Raw genomic sequence first — 20,226 nt, 5'->3', positions numbered from 1 at the left:
AACTGGAATGAGTAAATTTATCATGAAGTGCATCGTTCTGATATGTTGTTTGTTTGTAGGAGTTCTCATCGGCATGCAGCATGCAAATAAAGGGATTGTCGAAATGAAGGGCCATGAAAAAGAATCATTTTCCTCACCTGTAGGAATGACCCAGGATGGAGAAGGCAATGTAGAAGCGACGTTTCTCGGTAAAGAGGTCGAAAGCCAGACCCTGACCGAGAAAAAAGAGAAGCTGGAAGAAATGAAAGCCTTCAACGCCTTTTCATCTATAGGGAAAGCCCTGGCCGGCTTCATAGAAGGCATAACCACAAAAATAGTAGAATTCATTGCCTCATTGATATGAATACTCAGGGTTTAATTATTGGCGCATCACAGGGAGGTGTTCCCTTTGTGGTGTGCCTATTTTTATATGTTGATTCCTTTTTAGCCCTGCCCTTCCGGTTTAGATTGAATAATATATACCGTACTGCTATAATTCAACATAGTGTACATGTGTGGATATTACAGGAGTTGAACGAATAATGAACCGTGAAGAAAAATTGAAAAGACAATCGAAAATTAGAAACTTCTCTATCATTGCCCATATAGATCATGGTAAATCAACGCTTGCCGACCGTATTCTGGAGAAAACAAAAGCATTGACGGCGCGTGAGATGAAAGAGCAATTACTGGATTCAATGGATTTGGAAAGAGAGCGCGGAATCACCATCAAATTGAATTCCGTACAATTAAAATATCAAGCAAAAGATGGCGAAGAGTATATCTTTCATCTGATTGATACACCGGGGCATGTCGATTTTACATACGAAGTATCCCGGAGCCTTGCCGCATGTGAAGGTGCGGTGCTCGTAGTGGATGCTGCCCAGGGCATAGAAGCCCAGACGCTTGCCAATGTATATCTGGCACTTGATAATGATCTGGAAATACTTCCGGTCATCAATAAAATCGACCTTCCTGCAGCAGATCCTGAGCGGGTGCGTCAGGAAGTGGAAGATGTAATCGGACTGGATGCGTCGGAAGCAGTCCTTGCTTCAGCCAAAGCAGGGATTGGAATCGAGGAAATTCTTGAACAGGTCGTAGAAAAGGTGCCAGCACCACAGGGAGATCCCGATGCCCCGTTAAAAGCGTTGATCTTTGATTCCCTGTATGACGCATATAGAGGGGTCGTTGCTTATATCCGTGTCATGGAAGGCAGCGTCAAAGTCGGAGACAAGGTCCGCATGATGGCGACTGGCAAAGAGTTTGAAGTGACGGAAGTCGGTGTATTCACACCCAAAGCAACAGGTCTTCAAGAACTGACTGTCGGTGATGTAGGATACTTGACTGCAGCGATCAAAAATGTAGGAGATACCCGGGTGGGGGATACAATCACACTTGCTAAAAATCCTGCACAGGAAGCGCTGCCGGGTTACCGCCGCTTAAATCCAATGGTTTATTGCGGTCTCTATCCGATCGATTCAAACCGTTACAACGATCTTAGGGAAGCACTGGAGAAACTTGAATTGAACGACTCTGCTCTTCAATATGAGCCGGAAACTTCCCAAGCGCTGGGCTTTGGATTCCGCTGCGGATTCCTGGGGCTGCTTCATATGGAGATCATCCAGGAGCGTATCGAACGTGAATTCAAAATCGATCTAATCACGACTGCACCGAGCGTAATCTATCATGTTCAGCTTACAGACGGTGAAGAAGTGAAGGTTGATAATCCATCCATGATGCCCGATCCGCAAAAAGTCGATTTTGTAGAAGAACCTTACGTTAAAGCAACGGTGATGGTTCCGAACGACTATGTAGGAGCCGTAATGGAGCTTTGCCAAGGCAAGCGGGGCAACTTCATTGACATGCAATACATGGATGATACCCGTGTTAATATTGTGTATGAACTTCCGCTCGCGGAGATCGTGTACGATTTCTTCGATCAACTTAAGTCAAGCACAAAAGGGTATGCCTCTTTTGATTACGAACTGATCGGCTATAAGGAATCGAAGCTTGTGAAGATGGACATATTGCTGAACGCTGAAAATGTAGATGCATTGAGCTTTATCGTTCACAGAGATTTTGCTTATGAACGCGGGAAGCTAATTGTTGAAAAACTGAAGGATCTCATTCCGAGACAACATTTCGAAGTACCTATTCAAGCAGCAATCGGTCAAAAGATTGTAGCGAGATCTACGATTAAAGCCATGCGTAAGAACGTACTTGCTAAGTGTTACGGCGGTGACATCTCACGAAAACGTAAACTTCTTGAGAAACAAAAAGAAGGTAAAAAACGTATGAAATCAGTAGGATCCGTTGAAGTTCCTCAGGAAGCATTCATGGCGGTCCTGAAGATGGACGATTCTGAAAAGAAATAGATTTTTTATGGATAAAGGGGGGAAGAGGCTTGTTTTACAAGTTCTGCTTACCCCCTTTTCTCTATGAGTGTTGGAAAAGGAGGGATTGAAGTTGGCGAAATCAGCTTACATCCATATACCGTTCTGCGAACATATTTGCCACTATTGCGATTTCAATAAAGTATTCATGCAGGGACAGCCGGTTGATGAATATCTTGAAATGCTTGGACAGGAAATGAGGCAGCGGGTAAATAAAAATAATGAACTAGACACGATTTTCGTTGGCGGGGGTACCCCTACTGCACTGAGTGCCAAACAATTGGAAAAGCTGTGCAGGGAAATCAACGAAAATCTTCCGTTTTCACAAGGGGAGTTCACCTTTGAGGCAAACCCTGGAGATTTAACGGAAGACAAACTCAGGGTCTTAAAAGAACATGGGGTTAACCGGTTAAGCTTCGGGGTCCAGTCATTCAATGATGAACTGCTGAAGGGAATCGGCAGAAGCCATAAGAGTAAGGACGTGTATTCCTCTGTGGAATCCGCCCAGAAAGTCGGTTTTACAAACATCAGCATTGATTTGATCTACAGCCTGCCGAAGCAGACAGAGGAAGATTTCAGGGACACACTTAAAAAGGCCCTTGAACTTGAACTCCCTCATTATTCAGCATACTCGCTCATCGTAGAGCCGAAGACCGTCTTTTATAACCTGATGCGCAAAGGCAAACTATCGCTCCCATCACAGGAACAGGAAGCAGCTATGTATGAAGTGTTGATTGAAACGATGGAGAAATACGGGATCAATCAATATGAAATCAGCAACTTCGCGAAAGCAGGCTACGAAAGCAAACACAATCTGGTTTATTGGGACAACAATGAATATTATGGTTTAGGCGCCGGTGCACACGGATATATAAACGGAGTACGATATTCAAACTTCGGCCCGCTGAAAAAGTATATGGAACCCATAGCAGCCGGCAAAGTACCGACTATTCAGGAACACAGCGTCACCCGGGAAGAAATGATGGAAGAAGAAATGTTCCTCGGCCTCCGAAAAACAGAAGGCGTAAGCAAATCCGTTTTCATAGAAAAATTCGGCTGCCCAATCGAATCAGTCTTCCAATCATCACTAGAAGAAATGCAGAACCGCAAACTGCTCCTTGTAGATGATGAACGCGTTGCCTTGACCAAGCAGGGACGATTCCTGGGGAACGAAGTCTTCCAAGCTTTCCTAGGAGTAATCTAATTGATGTAAATGCAACCTGAAGTTTTGTTGAAGCTTTTTTGTTTTTACCGGCTCCAGCTTTTGATTGGAGTGCCAGACGAAGACTCCTGCGGGAGAAGTGACCAATGTGAGACCCCGCAGGGAGGAACGACCGAGGAGGCTCACGGGTCACCCGCGGAAAGCGAAGTCTGGCACGGAAATCAAAAGCGGTGTTCAGTGGTGTTAATAGATATTCTAGTATCAAGTAAGAACTGTAATGAGTTTAACAAAACACCCAATCTAATATATTGACATCCACAATCTGATTTGATAATTTATTAATTAGATTTAGCACTCATCACAACAGAGTGCTAACAGAGGTGATGAATGTTGTTAACAGATCGACAACTTCTAATTCTTCAAGTTATCATTGACGATTTTATCCTTTCGGCCCAGCCGGTCGGCTCACGGAGTTTATCCAAAAAGGATGAGATTTCATTCAGCTCTGCCACCATCCGCAATGAGATGGCTGATCTCGAGGAACTGGGCTTCATTGAAAAGACCCATACCTCTTCAGGCAGGGTTCCGTCTGAGAAAGGATACCGTTATTATGTGGATCACCTGCTTGCTCCGCAAAAACTGCAGAAGCAGGATGTGCATGCGCTGCGCTCGATTTTTTCGGAAAGGATATATGAACTCGAGAAAGTCGTGCAAAAGTCGGCAAAGATCCTATCAGAGCTGACGAATTATACGACAATCGTATTGGGACCTGAGTTAAAGGAAAACAAGTTGAAGAAAATCCAGCTCGTTCCGCTCAATCAGGATACCGCGATTGCCATCATCGTGACGGACAACGGACATGTGGAAAATAAATTGTTCCATATCCCGCCGGCAATGGATGCTTCAGAGCTTGAAAAATTGGTCCATATTCTGAATGACCGTTTGACAGGGGTGCCATTGAACGAGTTGAACGATAAAATCTTCAAAGAGGTGGCGATTCTTTTAAAAGAACACATCCAGAACTATGATTTTATCCTGCATTCGATTACGGACTCCATTAACTCTACCGTTACCGACAAGTTGTTCTTTGGGGGCAAGACAAACATTCTCAATCAGCCTGAGTTCAATGATATTCAGAAAGTCCGGATGCTGCTTGAGATGATTGAGCAGGAAGAGAGTGTTTATAATCTCATCCGGCCGTCTGCAACCGGATTGAACATTAAAATCGGGAAAGAGAATGATCATCTTGCCATGGAGAATTGCAGTCTCATAACGGCAACCTATTCAATAGGCAAAGAGCAATTAGGTTCCATTGCAATCATCGGGCCGACACGAATGGAATATTCGAGGGTTGTAAGCTTACTTAATTTCTTTTCGAACGATATGTCGCAGGTCTTGACGAAACTGTATCAAAGCAAGGATTAGTGGACATATTGTATAAAGGATTATCGGGCCCGGAATCACTGGATTCCGCGGCTTTATTACGGGAAAACACCGAACATTTTTGTAAGGAGGTGAACGTGATGTCTGAAGAAACAAAGAATCAGCAGGAACAAGATCAAGCGAAGGCTGACAACGAAGAGGTTGTCGAAGAAGTATTCGCCGAAGAGCCTCAGGAGTCTGGGGAACAGGAATCAGATGAGCTTTCTCAACTTCAGGAAAAGCTTGATGAATCTGAAAATCGTTATCTTCGATTAAGAGCAGACTTTGATAATTTCCGCCGCCGCATCAATGCAGAAAATGAAGCGAAGGAAAAATATCGTGCTCAATCTCTTATCTCTGAACTTTTACCGGCACTGGATAATTTTGAACGTGCCTTGAATATAGAAGTTGATAATGATCAAACGAAAACACTCCTTCAAGGGATGGAAATGGTTCACCGCAGCCTTATTGAAGCCCTGAAGAAGGAAGGTGTAGAACCGATCGAAGCGGTCGGCCAGGAGTTCGATCCGCATCTTCACCAGGCTGTCATGCAGACAGAAGATGAGAACTACGGCAGCAATATCGTCGTGGAAGAGTTCCAAAAAGGTTACAAGCTTAAGGACAGGGTAATTCGTCCATCAATGGTAAAAGTAAATCAATAATAGACACTACATATCAAACAGGGAGGTAAAATGACGATGAGTAAAATTATCGGTATTGACTTAGGTACAACAAACTCTTGTGTATCCGTACTTGAAGGCGGAGAACCAAAAGTAATTGCAAACGCGGAAGGCAACCGTACGACACCTTCAGTCGTTGCATTTAAAAATGGTGAAAAACAAGTAGGGGAAGTTGCAAAACGTCAAGCAATTACGAACCCGAACACAATCATCTCAGTGAAGCGTCACATGGGAACGGATCACAAAGTGGAAGCTGAAGGTAAAGAATATACACCACAGGAAATTTCAGCAATGATTCTTCAGCACTTGAAGTCATATGCAGAAGACTATCTTGGTGAAAAAGTTGAAAAAGCGGTCATCACAGTACCTGCTTATTTCAATGATGCAGAACGCCAGGCAACAAAAGATGCCGGTAAAATCGCAGGCCTTGAGGTTGAACGTATCATCAACGAACCTACTGCTGCGGCGCTTGCATACGGTCTAGATAAAATGGATGAAGACCAGACGATCCTTGTTTATGACCTTGGCGGAGGTACATTCGACGTATCCATCCTTGAACTTGGCGACGGCGTATTCGAAGTACGCTCAACAGCCGGTGACAACCGTCTGGGCGGAGATGACTTCGACCAAGTGATCATCGATTACTTAGTAGCAGAATTCAAGAAAGAAAACGGAATCGATCTTTCTAAAGATAAAATGGCTCTGCAGCGTCTTAAAGATGCAGCTGAGAAAGCGAAGAAAGACCTTTCAGGTGTTACATCAACACAAATCTCTCTTCCTTTCATCACAGCAGGTGAAGCAGGCCCTCTTCACTTAGAAGTGAACCTGACAAGAGCGAAATTTGAAGAACTTTCTTCTGATCTAGTAGAACGCACAATGGGACCAACTCGCCAGGCGATGAAAGATGCAGGTCTTTCTGCAAGCGAAATCGATAAAATCATCCTTGTTGGTGGTTCGACTCGTATCCCTGCAGTACAAGAAGCGATCAGAAAAGAAACTGGCAAAGAGCCTTCTAAAGGCGTTAACCCTGATGAAGTAGTAGCAATGGGTGCAGCGATCCAAGGAGGAGTCCTTACTGGAGACGTTAAAGATGTTGTACTTCTTGACGTTACACCACTTTCTCTTGGTATCGAAACAATGGGCGGAGTATCAACGAAACTGATCGAACGTAATACGACGATCCCTACTTCCAAATCCCAAGTATTCTCAACTGCAGCTGACAATCAGACTGCTGTTGATATTCATGTACTTCAAGGTGAGCGCCCGATGGCAGCAGACAACAAAACGCTCGGCCGTTTCCAATTGTCTGATATTCCGCCGGCACCGCGCGGAGTACCGCAAATCGAAGTTAAATTCGATATTGATAAAAACGGTATCGTCAATGTAAGCGCGAAAGACCTTGGAACTGGGAAAGAGCAAAACATTACGATCAAATCTTCTACAGGTCTTTCTGAAGATGAAGTAGAACGCATGGTTAAAGAAGCGGAAGAAAACGCCGAAGCGGATAAAAAGCGCAAGGAAGAAGTTGAACTTCGCAACGAAGCGGATCAATTAGTATTCCAAACGGAAAAAACGCTTAAAGATCTTGAAGGCAAAGTGGACGAAGCTGAAGTGAAAAAAGCGGAAGATGCGAAAGCTGAACTGAAAGAAGCAATCGAAAAAGACGATCTTGATCTTATCCGTGAAAAGAAAGATGCACTTCAGGAAATCGTTCAGGCATTGACGATGAAGCTGTATGAGCAAGCTCAGGCAGATGCACAGGCAGCTCAAGGAGAAGAAGGTCAAGCCAAGCAGGACGATGATGTCGTAGATGCTGAATATGAAGAAGTAAACGACGACAAGAAATAAGTGCAATGAATGAAAAAGTCAAAGTCAGGACGGTTCTTGGCTTTGGCTTTTTCTATGAGTATGTATATTTCTTAACGTTTCTATTGTTTTTATTGATAATCATTGGAACTCAATGTTAAAATAACCTTTATGCAAACGATTCGGGAGTGGTGTTTTTATGAGTAAACGGGACTATTATGAAGTTCTGGGTGTCGGAAAAGGCGCCTCTAAAGATGAAATAAAAAAAGCATACCGCAAACTCTCCAAAAAATATCATCCTGATATTAATAAAGAGGCGGATGCAGACCAAAAGTTCAAAGAAATATCAGAAGCCTATGAAGTGTTGAGCGATGATCAAAAACGTGCTCAATATGACCGTTTCGGCCACACTGATCCAAACCAGGGATTCGGCGGTGGAGCTGACTTTGGCGGCGGCGGTTTCGGTGGCTTTGAAGATATTTTCAATACATTCTTCGGCGGGGGCGGAGGACGCAGGAGAGATCCCAACGCACCGAGACAGGGTGCGGACCTTCAATATACGATGTCCCTGAAATTTGAAGAAGCTGTGTTTGGAAAAGATACAGAAATTGAAATACCTAAGGAAGAAGAATGCGATACATGCCACGGCACAGGGGCAAAGCCAGGTACGAAAGTCCATACATGTTCACATTGTAATGGATCCGGGCAATTGAATGTTGAACAGAACACCCCGTTCGGGCGCATCGTAAACAGACGTGTATGCCATTACTGTAACGGTACTGGAAAAGAGATCAAAGAAAAATGTTCTACATGCGGCGGTGCAGGAAAAGTTCAGAAACGCCGAAAAATCAATGTGAAGATCCCTGCAGGCATCGACGATGGACAACAGCTTCGTGTGACGGGCCAAGGTGAGCCGGGCGTCAACGGAGGTCCTCCTGGAGATCTTTATGTCGTTTTCCATGTGCGTACGCACGACTTCTTTGAGCGAAACGGCGACGACATCTATTGTGAAATGCCTGTCACTTTCGCACAAGCGGCTCTGGGGGATGAAATCGAAGTCCCTACATTGCACGGCAAGGTCAAACTGAAAGTACCTGCCGGAACACAGACAGGAACAAGGTTCAGACTGAAAGGCAAAGGAGTGCCGAACGTCCGTGGTTATGGCACTGGAGATCAGCATGTCCAAGTGAAGGCCGTCACACCTACTAAATTGACGGAAAAACAAAAACAGCTTTTAAGAGAATTTGCTGACATCAGCGGCCAGGTGCCGGATGAACAGCACGAAAGCTTTTTTGACAAAGTAAAAAAAGCCTTTAAAGGCGAATAACTCAGAACGGAGTTGGTAGATCAATGAAATGGTCAGAAATTAGCATCCTTACAACAAACGAAGCAATTGAACCGGTCTCACATATCCTGCATGAATCAGGGGCAAGCGGAGTCGTCATCGAAGACCCGTTTGACTTGATTAAAGAAAGAGAGGATATGTTTGGGGAGATCTACCAACTCAATCCTGATGATTATCCAAGTGAAGGCGTTTTGGTGAAGGCTTATCTTCCCGTCAACAGTTTCCTTGGGGAAACGGTGGAAGAAATAAAGCAGGGAATCACGAATCTTGTTACCTACGATATCGACATCGGGGAAAACAAGGTGGAGATATCGGAAGTGAATGAAGAGGAATGGGCCACAGCATGGAAGAAATACTACCACCCTGTAAAGATTTCAGATAAATTTACGATTGTGCCTACATGGGAGGATTATACCCCGGTGCACAGTGATGAACTGATTATCGAACTCGATCCTGGTATGGCATTTGGAACCGGCACACATCCGACTACTGTGATGTGCATCCAGGCTCTTGAACGAATCGTTAAGCCCGAGGACTCCGTGATTGATGTAGGGACGGGCTCTGGTGTGCTGTCCATCGCTGCTGCGATGCTCGATGCTTCGGAAGTGGAAGCTTATGACCTTGACGAGGTGGCAGTGAGATCAGCGCGTCTAAATGTTAAGCTGAATAAAGTTCAGGACAGGGTATCGGTTGATCAAAATAATCTTCTGAACGGTATTACGGGGCAGGCAGATGTCATTGTGGCCAATATACTGGCCGAAATCATCCTGCGCTTTACAGAGGATGCATTCGAGCTTGTGAAGCCGGGCGGTTATTTCATCACATCAGGAATCATCCAGCCCAAGAAACAAGAGGTAAAGGAAGCACTTGAACATGCAGGGTTCCTGATAGAAGAAGTAATGGTGATGGAAGACTGGGTAGCCATCATTGCCCAAAAACCTACGGTGGAGTGAGGCAGTATGCAGCGATATTTCATTGATAATCGATACAGTGAATCTTCTCCGGTCATCATTACCGGAGAAGATTATCATCATATTGTACGTGTCATGAGGATGAAAGAAGATGACCATATTTATGTGGTGTTCCCCGATCAATCCTCTGCTGCCGCCCGTATTGAAACGATTTCCAGTGACTCGGTCGAAGCCGTGGTAGTAGAATGGGAAACAGATACAAAAGAACTGCCTGTTAAGGTGGCAATTGCGAGCGGGCTGCCGAAAGGGGATAAATTGGAATTAATCTTCCAAAAAGGTACGGAGCTTGGGGCAGATCAATTTATCCCTTTTACCGCGGATCGCTCCATCGTGAAATGGGATGAAAAGAAGGCGAAGAAAAAGCTCGACCGCTGGGAAAAGATCGTGAAGGAAGCTGCAGAGCAGTCTCACAGAAATGTCGTCCCTTCCGTTTCTTCCCCTGTTTCATTTAAAGAATTACTGACACTGAGTAAACATTTTGACCATACCCTTGTGGCTTACGAAGAAGAAGCAAGAACCGGGGAGAAGAGCAATCTTTCTAGAACCCTTGGTTCTATCAAAGACGGCGAAAGCATCCTGGTTGTGTTCGGACCGGAAGGCGGATTGACCGAGAATGAGGTCGGACGATGCAGGCAGGAAGGCTTTTTAATATGCGGTCTTGGTCCGAGGATATTACGGACAGAGACGGCTCCTTTGTATGTCCTTTCCGCCATGAGCTATCAATTAGAATTAATGAGGTGATTGTAATGCCATCAGTAGCGTTTCACACATTAGGGTGTAAAGTGAACCACTATGAGACGGAAGCCATTTGGCAATTATTCAAAGAAGAAGGATATGAACGTGTCGATTATGATTCAATAGCCGATGTTTATGTCATCAATACATGTACGGTAACGAATACCGGAGACAAGAAAAGCAGGCAGGTAATCCGCCGTGCAATCAGGAAGAATCCTGACGGCGTCATCTGTGTAACAGGCTGCTATGCCCAGACCTCACCAGGCGAAATCATGGCCATCCCCGGAGTCGATGTTGTTGTAGGGACCCAGGACCGCCGCAAGATGCTGGAGTATATCGAAGAATACAAACAAGAACGTCAGCCGATTAATGGCGTTACCAATATCATGAAGAACCGTGTGTATGAAGAGCTCGACGTACCTGCGTTCACTGACCGTACACGAGCTTCCCTTAAGATACAGGAAGGCTGTAATAATTTTTGCACTTTCTGCATCATCCCATGGGCACGCGGATTGATGAGATCCCGTGATCCTGAAGAAGTGGTGAAACAGGCTCAGCAGCTTGTTGATGCAGGATACAAGGAAATCGTACTCACAGGTATCCACACAGGCGGATACGGCGAGGATATGAAAGACTATAATCTTGCCATGCTTCTTCGTGACTTGGAGCAAAATGTAAAAGGATTGAAACGGATCCGTATTTCTTCAATCGAAGCCAGTCAATTGACGGATGAAGTCATCGAAGTGATCGATCAATCGAATATCGTTGTTCGCCATCTGCACGTGCCCCTTCAATCGGGATCCAATACGGTCCTTAAGAGGATGCGCAGAAAGTATACAATGGAATTCTTTGCGGAGAGGCTTGAAAAGCTTAAAAAAGCACTTCCTGGTCTCGCTGTAACATCTGATGTCATTGTCGGATTCCCCGGCGAAACGGAAGAAGAATTCATGGAAACATATAATTTTATTAAAGAACATAAATTTTCAGAGCTTCATGTATTCCCATATTCCAAGCGCACCGGCACACCTGCAGCGCGCATGGATGACCAGATTGATGAAGAAGTGAAAAATGAGCGGGTCCACCGTCTGATTGAACTATCGAATCAACTGGCAAAAGAATATGCGTCAAACTTTGAGGATGAAGTGCTTGAAGTCATCCCAGAGGAAGTATATGATGACGGCCGCTATGTAGGGTATACGGACAATTACCTGAAAGTTGTCTTCCCTGCCACTGAAGAAATGGTCGGTCAGCTTGTTAAAGTGAAGATCACCAAAGCGGGTTATCCTCTGAATGAAGGCCAATTCGTGCGGGTGCTAGAAGATCAGAACGCAAACAGCAGTGAAAAAGCTGCGATTTAAATAATTTCTATACAGAATTCCTTTGAAAGTGTGAGTTTTTGAAGGAATTCTTTTTTTATGATTCTGGGTAAAGTTTGCGGGGGACATATAGGGGAACTGGTTATATATGCTCGAATCTGGAGTTTTATGCTCTAAATTAAAAATATATGCTCGAAATCACGGAAATATACTCTAATGAGAATAATTCTAATCTTGTGAGACCATCTATCCTGCTTCCTCCATCCATCAACCAATCTCTAAAAATTATCTATTGCTAAGAACGGATTTAGGTTGTAAACTAGTAATGTTCATATCAAAGAGGTATTTTATTTTTTTTAGCTATTTCGTGCAAACGATTGCGCATTTTTTGAGTTTATTTTAACCACAACTGGAGTAGTTAAAACAATCCAATTGCCTCACCCAAGAAATTCAACTGGATGATGATTTGGCAAAAACAAAATGTAAGCGTTTGTACTTATTATAATTTGATGAGGTGTTACGATGGAAAAGGCATGGCGAAGAGAAGCAGTCGGCTATCAGATTTATCCAAGGAGTTTTCAGGATTCCAATGGGGACGGTATTGGAGATTTGCAAGGAATCATAGAGCGGCTTGATTATATTAAAGACCTGGGTATAGATGTCATTTGGATTTGTCCGATGTATAAGTCACCCAATGATGACAACGGATATGATATTTCTGATTATCAGGATATCATGGAAGATTTCGGGACGATGGAAGATTTTGATCAATTATTGGAAGAGGTACACAGCCGTGATATGAAACTGATCATCGATCTTGTACTCAATCATACCAGTGACGAGCATCCATGGTTCGTTGAATCAGCAAGTTCAAAGGATGATCCGAAGCGCGACTGGTATATTTGGCGTGACGGCAAAGGCGGAAAGGAACCGAATAACTGGGAAAGTATATTCGGAGGTTCTGCCTGGAAGTATGATGAAAAAACAGATCAGTACTTCCTCCACGTATTTTCAACCAAACAGCCTGACCTGAATTGGGAAAACGAAGAAGTACGCGATGCTTTGTATGACACAGTAAACTGGTGGCTGGACAAAGGAATCGACGGATTCAGGATCGATGCAATCAGTCACATTAAGAAACGTCCAGGCCTGCCTGATATGCCAAACCCGAAAAAGAAAAAGTATGTGTCTTCATTTGATATGCATATGAATCAAAAAGGCATTCATACGTTCTTGCAGGAATTCAAGGACCGCACGTACTCGAACTATGATGTTATGACGGTAGGGGAAGCAAATGGCGTGAAAGCTGATGAAGCGGAGCTGTGGGTCGGAAAAGAAAACGGAAAGATGGATATGATCTTCCAGTTTGAACATTTGGGATTATGGGATGCTGAAACGAATCCGGATCTGGATATCGTTGAACTGAAGAAAGTCCTTTCCCGCTGGCAAAAAGGGCTTGAGGGAAATGGCTGGAATGCCCTTTTCATTGAGAATCATGATAAGCCGCGCGTCGTTTCCACGTGGGGGAACGACAAGGAATATTGGAAAGAGAGCTCCACTGCCATGGCAGCGATGTACTTCCTGATGCAGGGTACGCCGTTCATCTATCAGGGGCAGGAAATAGGGATGACCAATGTCCAATTTCCTTCCATAGAAGACTACGATGATGTTGCGGTGAAAAATCTATACCGTCTAAAACGCGAAGAAGGCGTGAAGCACCAGGATATCATGGAAATCATCTGGGCTTCATCCAGGGACAACAGCCGCACACCGATGCAATGGTCGGATGAGGAAAACAGCGGTTTTACAACCGGTACGCCCTGGATGAAAGTGAATCCGAATTATAAAACAATCAATGTAAAAGCTCAGGAGAAAGATGAGCACTCAATCCTTTCTTTCTATAAGAGAATGATTTCACTCAAGAAAGAAGAAGACGTCTTCACATATGGGATTTATGATTTACTCCTTCCGGAAGACGAACAGATTTATGCATACACACGCACCGGAGAAAAGGACAAAATGCTTGTGGTGACAAACCTTTCAACCGAAGATGCCGTTTGTGAACTTGACTTCAAGGTATCATCCGAAAACCTGCTGCTCTCAAATTACGCGGTCGAAGCCCATACTCCTGAAAGCGTATTGAGCTTGAAGCCATACGAAGCAAGGGTCTATCGGGTAAAATAATAATATGTTGTGAAGCTGTCGGGCATAATGACCGGCAGCTTTTTTTTGTAAAAACCGGCCACTTAATGTAACCACTTACAAAAAAGATACATTCCCAGCAAAAAAAAGGGATATCCTAAAATAAAAACTCGTTTTTTATTGTCTGTTTTGGTATTATAAAAGAGGTACGGACAACTGTTAAAGGAGAGATATGACTATGAATATTGCAAGTATGATCGATCATACTTTACTTAAACCAGAATCAACGAAAGATCAAGTTGAAGTTCTTTGCCAGGAAGCCAAAGAATTCAAATTTGCATCTGTATGCGTGAATCCGACTTGGGTGAACTATTCAAGCGAACTTTTAAAAGGCACAGAAGTGAAAGTTTGCACTGTAATCGGTTTCCCATTAGGAGCCTCCACTCCTGAAACAAAGGCCTTCGAAACAAAGGATGCCATTGAAAAAGGTGCAACCGAAGTGGACATGGTCATCAATATCGGTGCTTTGAAGAGCGGAGACTACGATCTTGTGAAGCGTGACATTGAAGCTGTTGTTGCAGCTTCAAAAGGAAAAGCATTATCAAAAGTGATCATTGAAACGTGCCTGTTGACTGATGAAGAAAAAGTGAAAGCTTGTGAGTTATCTGTTGAAGCAGGTGCAGATTATGTGAAAACATCTACTGGATTCTCCACAGGCGGTGCTACTGTAGAAGACATCGCTTTGATGAGAAAGACAGTAGGACCTGATCTCGGCGTAAAAGCTTCAGGCGGAGTACGCTCTGCTGAAGATGCTCAGGCGATGATCGACGCAGGTGCGACTCGTCTTGGAGCCAGTTCAGGTGTGAAAATTGTACAAGGATTGACAAGTGATTCTGATTATTAATCAGTGATGAAAAAAGCCGGATGAATGATAATTCATCCGGCTTTTTTGCATTTACCAGCATGCTGCTGCAGCGAGTCCTGCGACCTATTTCCGCAGATGCACTTTCTCGATAAATCCCGCGAACTTAAAGGCGAAAGGGAGTACCAGCAGCGAGCAAATCAGATTGAAGATCACACTTGCATGGGCAAGCTGAAGGTCCGGTGAACCTGCAAGCTTCTGAACGATTGTACCGAGCAGCGGTATAAGTGGGATGAATACCATTACACCGATTACATTGAGCCAGATATGAGCATAAGCCGTCAGCCTTGCCTGCACCCCGCCTCCTATGCTTGCGATGAATGCAGTGATGCATGTACCGACATTTGCGCCAAGCATGATGGCGATGCCGGCATGGAGATCGATTGATTGTGCAGCCAGGAATCCCATCGTGACTCCGGTGACGACAGTGCTGGATTGAATGATGGCAGTCAGGATACACCCGATGAGGAGTGCAATCAGCAGATGATTGTTCACTTTATCTATGTATTCATGGAGAAGGGGATGAGTTGTTAGAGGTTCGGCAACCCACTGGATTCCCTTGATGGATGCGAAGATCAGGCCGAACCCCGTGAATATGAACCCTGCACTCCTTAACGTGTCTTTTTTGAATGCGATCAGTATGCATCCGATAATGATGGAAGGCACAATGAGGTAATTCATATTCAGAGTGAACATTTCAAGTGTAAATGTAGTACCGATATTGGAACCCAGCATGATTCCTATTGTCTGCCTGAACGGGATGATCCCAGAAGAAGCTAGGCCTACGGTGAGGACCATCACAGCCGAACTGCTGTGGATGAATGCGGTCACGACGGTACCAGTGGCGGCACCTTTGACAGGTGTGTCTGTGAGGAAATGAAGCCATTTCTTCACTTTCATGTTCGCGATATTAAATAATCCTGACCGAAGCCACAGCATACCCAATAAGAAACACAAAATAAGCAAAATAAATAATAGTAAGTTCAACATTCTACTGCTCCCTCCGCTCCGGTACATGCTTACCACTAATGTATGGGAGGCGGAAGGGAGACATGCCTAATATTACAAGCAAATATGCAGAAGTTGTTGACCTGCACGCAGACATATATTATAATGGCAAAGTACATGGATTTCTTTATATTTTAAAGAATTCATTCAAGAAAGACATACACTTTCTGTCCCCTTGTGACAAAGATACAAGGGCTAAGCCAAACCTATTGGTAAAGTAAAAGGACGATTAGTCGTCCTTGGAAAAATGGTGTTATCCATTTTCTGACTTGAACATGTAAGTGTAGTGTGTTCGGAGGGAGGGAAAGAGAGATGTCAAAAACAGTTGTTCGTAAAAACGAATCGCTTGAAGATGCTCTTCGTCGCTTCAAACGCTCAGTTTCTAAAACAGGAACTTTACAAGAGTTTAGAAAGCGCGAATTTTATGAAAAGCCAAGCGTAAAACGCAAAAAGAAATCAGAAGCTGCAAGAAAGCGTAAGTTCTAAGAGAGGGTGTAACCATGAGTCTTCTCAATCGTTTAAATGATGATATGAAACAAGCGATGAAAAATAAAGAAAAAGAGAAACTTTCCGTGATCCGCATGCTTAAGGCTGCACTTCAAAATGAAGCCATTAAGTTTGGAAAACAGGAGCTCTCTGAAGACGAAGAGTTGACTGTCCTTTCTCGAGAAGTCAAGCAACGGAAAGACTCCCTCCATGAATTTACGAAAGCCGGTCGTGACGATCTGGCTGAGAAAATTCAAACAGAACTGACTTACGTCGAAATATATATGCCTAAACAGCTTTCTGAAGAAGAGATTTCAGCCATAGTTCAGGAAACGATGGCTGAGGTTGGTGCTTCTTCTAAGGCTGATATGGGTAAAGTGATGGGGGCTATCATGCCTAAAGTTAAAGGGAAAGCAGATGGAGCTCTCGTCAATAAACTTGTTCTTCAACATCTATCATAACAACCAAAACCGAGAAGCCCTGCGTTTCTCGGTTTTTTTAATGGTGTCCTTGTAAGGCCTTTCATTTGTCATCCTCACTCTAAAATGTTTATTTTATAAAAATGAAACTTTTTAAATGGTTCATTCGTACATAAACTAGCAAGGAATATGATTGAAACGAGGGGGTTAAAGTGAGAAGGAGTATACTGATCTTTTATATGATGATCCTTGGGTTCAGTTTTTTGCTTCCCTTGTCCGGGTCTGCAGATGGCGATAAAAATGTATATGTGATACCCATCCAAAAAGAAGTCGAAAAAGGTCTTCATGCATTTCTTCAACGAGCACTGGAGGAAGCCGAGGAAAATGGGGCTGATACGATCATTTTTGATATTGATACACCTGGAGGTCTGGTCGATGCTGCAGGGGATATCGGTCAGCTGCTCGATGGGGTGGAAGCCGATACGGTTGCATTTGTAAATAACAATGCTTTATCGGCGGGTGCGTTCATCGCCCTTCATGCAGATAAAATCTATATGGTCCCCAATGGTCATATCGGGTCCGCGGCAGTCATCGATCAAGCAGGTAACGCAGCTGATAAAAAAGCACAAAGCTACTGGCTGTCGGCTATGAAGAGTGCAGCGGAATCAAGCGGAAGAGATCCGATCTATGCACAAGCGATGGCAGATGAAAATGTAGAAATACCTGAGCTTGGCCTGAAAAAGGGTGAGCTGTTGACCCTTGGTTCAAAGGAAGCCAAAAAAATCGGCTATTCAGAGGGAACGGTAAAAAACCTTGACGAACTGTATAGTGAGCTTGGTATCAAAAAGGCTTCTGTTCAGGTAGTGGAAGAATCCTTTGCTGAGAAACTGGCAAGGTTCATCACGAATCCAATCGTTGTTCCCATTCTATTATCATTGGCAAGTCTGGGGCTTGTGGTGGAGTTATATTCACCAGGATTCGGTGTAGCAGGCTCAATCGGGCTGGTTTCACTGCTGTTATTCTTTTACGGCCATCTGGTCGCAGGGCTAGCGGGGTATGAAACGATCATTCTATTCGTGATAGGAATCATACTGATCATCGCAGAATTCTTCCTTCCCGGCGGAATAGCGGGAGGCCTCGGGGCCGCTGCGGTAATCGGCAGTATCATGCTTGCGGGAGGGAACATCATGCAAATGGGAATTTCCATTCTGATTGCGTTACTGATTGCTGTGATTGCCATGATTATCTTTGTAAAGGTGTTTGGTAAAAAGATGAAACTATTCAATAAAATTATTTTGAAGGATTCAACCAATACCGAAAGCGGCTATGTCTCGAATGCGAACAGGCTGGAACTCATCGGGAAGACGGGATTGACCAAAACGCCGTTAAGGCCGTCGGGTACAATCATCATTGAAGATGAAAGAATCGATGCCGTGACGGAAGGCGGTTATATTGCCGTAAATCAACAAGTGAAAGTTGTGAAAGTCGAAGGCTCCCGGATTGTGGTGAGAGACCTGTCCTAAGGTTTTTGCCGGATGGGTTAGCTTCAGATTCAACCTCATCAGTACTTAATGGAACTGATGGGGACTCTATATCTTAATTTTTCAGGAGGATGATTACATGGTAATCGGACCTAGTACCATTTTATTGATTGTAGCCATTGTGGTAGGTTTTATTCTACTGGCTGTACTATTTACATTCGTACCTGTGATGCTGTGGATTTCAGCCATTGCGGCAGGAGTGAGGATCAGCATCTTTACCTTAATCGGTATGAGGCTGCGCCGCGTTATCCCGAGCAGGGTCATAAATCCCCTCATTAAAGCGCACAAAGCTGGGATCAATGTCACCATTAATCAGCTGGAGAGTCATTATCTGGCGGGAGGTAACGTCGATCGCGTCGTGAATGCATTGATTGCCGCACATCGTGCAAACATCGAACTGACCTTTGAACGTTGTGCAGCGATCGACCTCGCTGGGCGCGACGTCCTTGAAGCTGTTCAAATGAGCGTTAATCCGAAAGTGATCGAAACACCATTCATCGCCGGTGTGGCGATGGACGGGATTGAAGTGAAAGCGAAGGCACGTATAACCGTCCGCGCAAATATTGACCGTCTTGTCGGGGGAGCAGGGGAAGAAACAATCGTTGCCCGTGTAGGTGAAGGGATCGTATCTACGATCGGTTCTTCCGACAATCACAAAAAGGTACTCGAAAACCCGGATATGATTTCTCAGACCGTTCTCTCCAAAGGTCTGGATGCAGGTACTGCATTTGAAATCCTTTCAATCGATATCGCGGATGTTGATATCGGCAAGAACATCGGTGCCGAACTTCAGACTGAACAGGCAGAAGCTGATAAGAACATTGCACAGGCCAAAGCAGAAGAAAGAAGAGCGATGGCTGTAGCTAACGAACAGGAAATGAAAGCAAGAGTAGAAGAAATGAGAGCCAAGGTTGTGGAAGCAGAGGCAGAAGTTCCGCTTGCTATGGCTGAAGCGCTCCGTTCAGGCAATATCGGTGTGATGGATTATATGAACATAAAGAATATCGATGCCGACACGGATATGAGGGACTCCATCGGAAAACTGACGGGTGATAAAAAGGATGGGAAAAATCCTAAAGGTGAATAATATCCCCGGGTGAGAAAGGAGACTTCTCCATGGAAGGACTAATCGTCGCCGTCATCATAGGGCTAGTGACGGCAATTTTCAATCGGGTGAAAGACTCGTCGTCTTCTCAGGAAAGCAGGCCAAAGCCTAAACCGATATCAACAGGAAGCCCTGCACAGACGTACAGGGAGGAACCCCGTACAAAAAGTGAGCCCGTGCGTGAAGAGCCTGTTTATACTCTTCAGTCACAATTCGAAGAGAAAAAGAAAGATATCGAGAGTAAGTACGCCCAGATGAAAAAGCAGGAAAACGATTACAAAGAACAGGTGAAAATGCAGCGCAGCAAGGTGAAGTCCATCAAAGAAAGGAAGGATTCACAATACTCCATTGACTTCGGGAACCAGGATGACATCGTAAAAGGACTCATCTTCTCTGAAGTCTTCGGCCCGCCGCGTGCAAAAAAAGCGAATCATCGAAAATAACAGTGATGAATCCCCTTTTCATTTCATAAATATGAGATGAAAGGGGGTTCTTTTTTTATGGCGAAAAATTGGGTGCAGCAAATGCGGAAATGGATGACGCAGACCATGGACCTGCCTGAAGATGTCATGATGGACCTTCCGCGCGTCACTATGATTGGACAAATCCATATCTATATAGAGAACCATCGGGGGCTTTTGACGTTCACCGACCGTGAAGTAAGGCTTCTGCTAAAACAAGGTCAACTCTTGATCAGAGGGGAACAGTTTGTCATAAAAATGATACTGCCGGAAGAAATACTTCTCCAGGGTAAAATCATAGAAGTCACTTATTTAGAAAACTAGGAGGGACAA

At 44.3% G+C, this 20,226-nt stretch carries 19 protein-coding genes; 18 read left to right on the top strand and 1 reads right to left on the bottom strand.

Translation table 11 applies throughout. The features are described from left to right. Positions 1–7: 7 nt before the first annotated feature. From AS034_RS05825 to deoC, 12 genes are all read left to right on the top strand, one after another. Positions 8–343, top strand: a complete 336-nt coding sequence (locus AS034_RS05825) for a DUF3679 domain-containing protein (protein ID WP_058297820.1) — start codon at positions 8–10, stop codon at positions 341–343. A gap of 178 nt (positions 344–521) precedes the next feature. After that, positions 522–2,354, top strand: coding sequence for a translation elongation factor 4 (lepA, locus tag AS034_RS05820; protein WP_032087589.1), 1,833 nt, complete (start codon positions 522–524; stop codon positions 2,352–2,354). A 91-nt stretch (positions 2,355–2,445) separates the two neighbouring features. After that, positions 2,446–3,576, top strand: a complete 1,131-nt coding sequence (gene hemW / locus AS034_RS05815) for a radical SAM family heme chaperone HemW (protein ID WP_032087590.1) — start codon at positions 2,446–2,448, stop codon at positions 3,574–3,576. Positions 3,577–3,924: 348 nt separating this feature from the next. Next, a complete protein-coding gene (gene hrcA, locus AS034_RS05805) occupies positions 3,925–4,959 on the top strand; it encodes a heat-inducible transcriptional repressor HrcA (protein ID WP_032087592.1) in 1,035 nt (344 codons plus the stop codon). Between the two features lie 98 nt (positions 4,960–5,057). Beyond that, positions 5,058–5,618, top strand: coding sequence for a nucleotide exchange factor GrpE (gene grpE, locus AS034_RS05800; protein ID WP_032087593.1), 561 nt, complete (start codon positions 5,058–5,060; stop codon positions 5,616–5,618). A gap of 36 nt (positions 5,619–5,654) precedes the next feature. Further along, the gene (gene dnaK / locus AS034_RS05795) at positions 5,655–7,484 is read left to right on the top strand and encodes a molecular chaperone DnaK (RefSeq protein ID WP_058297819.1); all 1,830 of its coding nucleotides are present in this window, start codon (positions 5,655–5,657) and stop codon (positions 7,482–7,484) included. Positions 7,485–7,641: 157 nt separating this feature from the next. Further along, positions 7,642–8,769 (top strand): molecular chaperone DnaJ, encoded by a 1,128-nt coding sequence (dnaJ, locus tag AS034_RS05790; RefSeq protein ID WP_032087595.1) that lies wholly within the window; start codon positions 7,642–7,644, stop codon positions 8,767–8,769. 23 nt (positions 8,770–8,792) lie between these two features. After that, the gene (gene prmA / locus AS034_RS05785) at positions 8,793–9,740 is read left to right on the top strand and encodes a 50S ribosomal protein L11 methyltransferase (protein ID WP_058297818.1); all 948 of its coding nucleotides are present in this window, start codon (positions 8,793–8,795) and stop codon (positions 9,738–9,740) included. 6 nt (positions 9,741–9,746) lie between these two features. Next, on the top strand, positions 9,747–10,499 hold the full coding sequence (locus AS034_RS05780; RefSeq protein ID WP_058297817.1) for a 16S rRNA (uracil(1498)-N(3))-methyltransferase: 753 nt from the start codon (positions 9,747–9,749) through the stop codon (positions 10,497–10,499). 5 nt (positions 10,500–10,504) lie between these two features. Beyond that, a complete protein-coding gene (gene mtaB, locus AS034_RS05775; protein ID WP_058297816.1) occupies positions 10,505–11,851 on the top strand; it encodes a tRNA (N(6)-L-threonylcarbamoyladenosine(37)-C(2))-methylthiotransferase MtaB in 1,347 nt (448 codons plus the stop codon). Between the two features lie 480 nt (positions 11,852–12,331). Then, the gene (locus AS034_RS05770; protein ID WP_058297815.1) at positions 12,332–13,993 is read left to right on the top strand and encodes a glycoside hydrolase family 13 protein; all 1,662 of its coding nucleotides are present in this window, start codon (positions 12,332–12,334) and stop codon (positions 13,991–13,993) included. 190 nt (positions 13,994–14,183) lie between these two features. After that, positions 14,184–14,855: a deoxyribose-phosphate aldolase gene (deoC, locus tag AS034_RS05765; protein WP_032087600.1), complete on the top strand. Its 672-nt coding sequence runs from the start codon at positions 14,184–14,186 to the stop codon at positions 14,853–14,855. A gap of 84 nt (positions 14,856–14,939) precedes the next feature. On the opposite strand, the gene AS034_RS05760 is transcribed toward deoC, so the two are convergent. Beyond that, the gene (locus AS034_RS05760; RefSeq protein WP_032087601.1) at positions 14,940–15,863 is read right to left on the bottom strand and encodes a Na/Pi symporter; all 924 of its coding nucleotides are present in this window, start codon (positions 15,861–15,863) and stop codon (positions 14,940–14,942) included. Positions 15,864–16,193: 330 nt separating this feature from the next. Between AS034_RS05760 and rpsU the strand changes: the two genes are divergently transcribed. The 6 genes from rpsU (at position 16,194) to yqfC (ending at position 20,217) form a co-directional block, all read left to right on the top strand. Next, a complete protein-coding gene (gene rpsU / locus AS034_RS05755) occupies positions 16,194–16,367 on the top strand; it encodes a 30S ribosomal protein S21 (protein WP_032087602.1) in 174 nt (57 codons plus the stop codon). A 14-nt stretch (positions 16,368–16,381) separates the two neighbouring features. Further along, positions 16,382–16,828, top strand: coding sequence for a GatB/YqeY domain-containing protein (locus AS034_RS05750; RefSeq protein ID WP_032087603.1), 447 nt, complete (start codon positions 16,382–16,384; stop codon positions 16,826–16,828). Positions 16,829–16,998: 170 nt separating this feature from the next. Beyond that, complete coding sequence (locus AS034_RS05745; RefSeq protein ID WP_032087604.1) at positions 16,999–18,309, top strand: NfeD family protein; 1,311 nt, start codon at positions 16,999–17,001, stop codon at positions 18,307–18,309. Between the two features lie 97 nt (positions 18,310–18,406). Beyond that, positions 18,407–19,414 carry a flotillin-like protein FloA gene (floA, locus tag AS034_RS05740; RefSeq protein ID WP_232353888.1) on the top strand — a complete coding sequence of 336 codons (1,008 nt, stop codon included), beginning with the start codon at positions 18,407–18,409 and terminating at the stop codon, positions 19,412–19,414. Positions 19,415–19,443: 29 nt separating this feature from the next. Then, on the top strand, positions 19,444–19,875 hold the full coding sequence (locus tag AS034_RS05735) for a hypothetical protein (RefSeq protein ID WP_058297814.1): 432 nt from the start codon (positions 19,444–19,446) through the stop codon (positions 19,873–19,875). A gap of 57 nt (positions 19,876–19,932) precedes the next feature. Next, on the top strand, positions 19,933–20,217 hold the full coding sequence (yqfC, locus tag AS034_RS05730; protein WP_032087606.1) for a sporulation protein YqfC: 285 nt from the start codon (positions 19,933–19,935) through the stop codon (positions 20,215–20,217). The last annotated feature ends 9 nt before the right edge of the window (positions 20,218–20,226 follow it).

It is taken from the genome of [Bacillus] enclensis (assembly GCF_001456935.1).
Classification (GTDB): Bacteria; Bacillota; Bacilli; order Bacillales; family Bacillaceae_B; genus Rossellomorea; species Rossellomorea enclensis.
The sequence above is the reverse complement of the archived record's forward strand: the minus strand, read 5'-3'. Positions and strand labels throughout refer to the sequence as shown.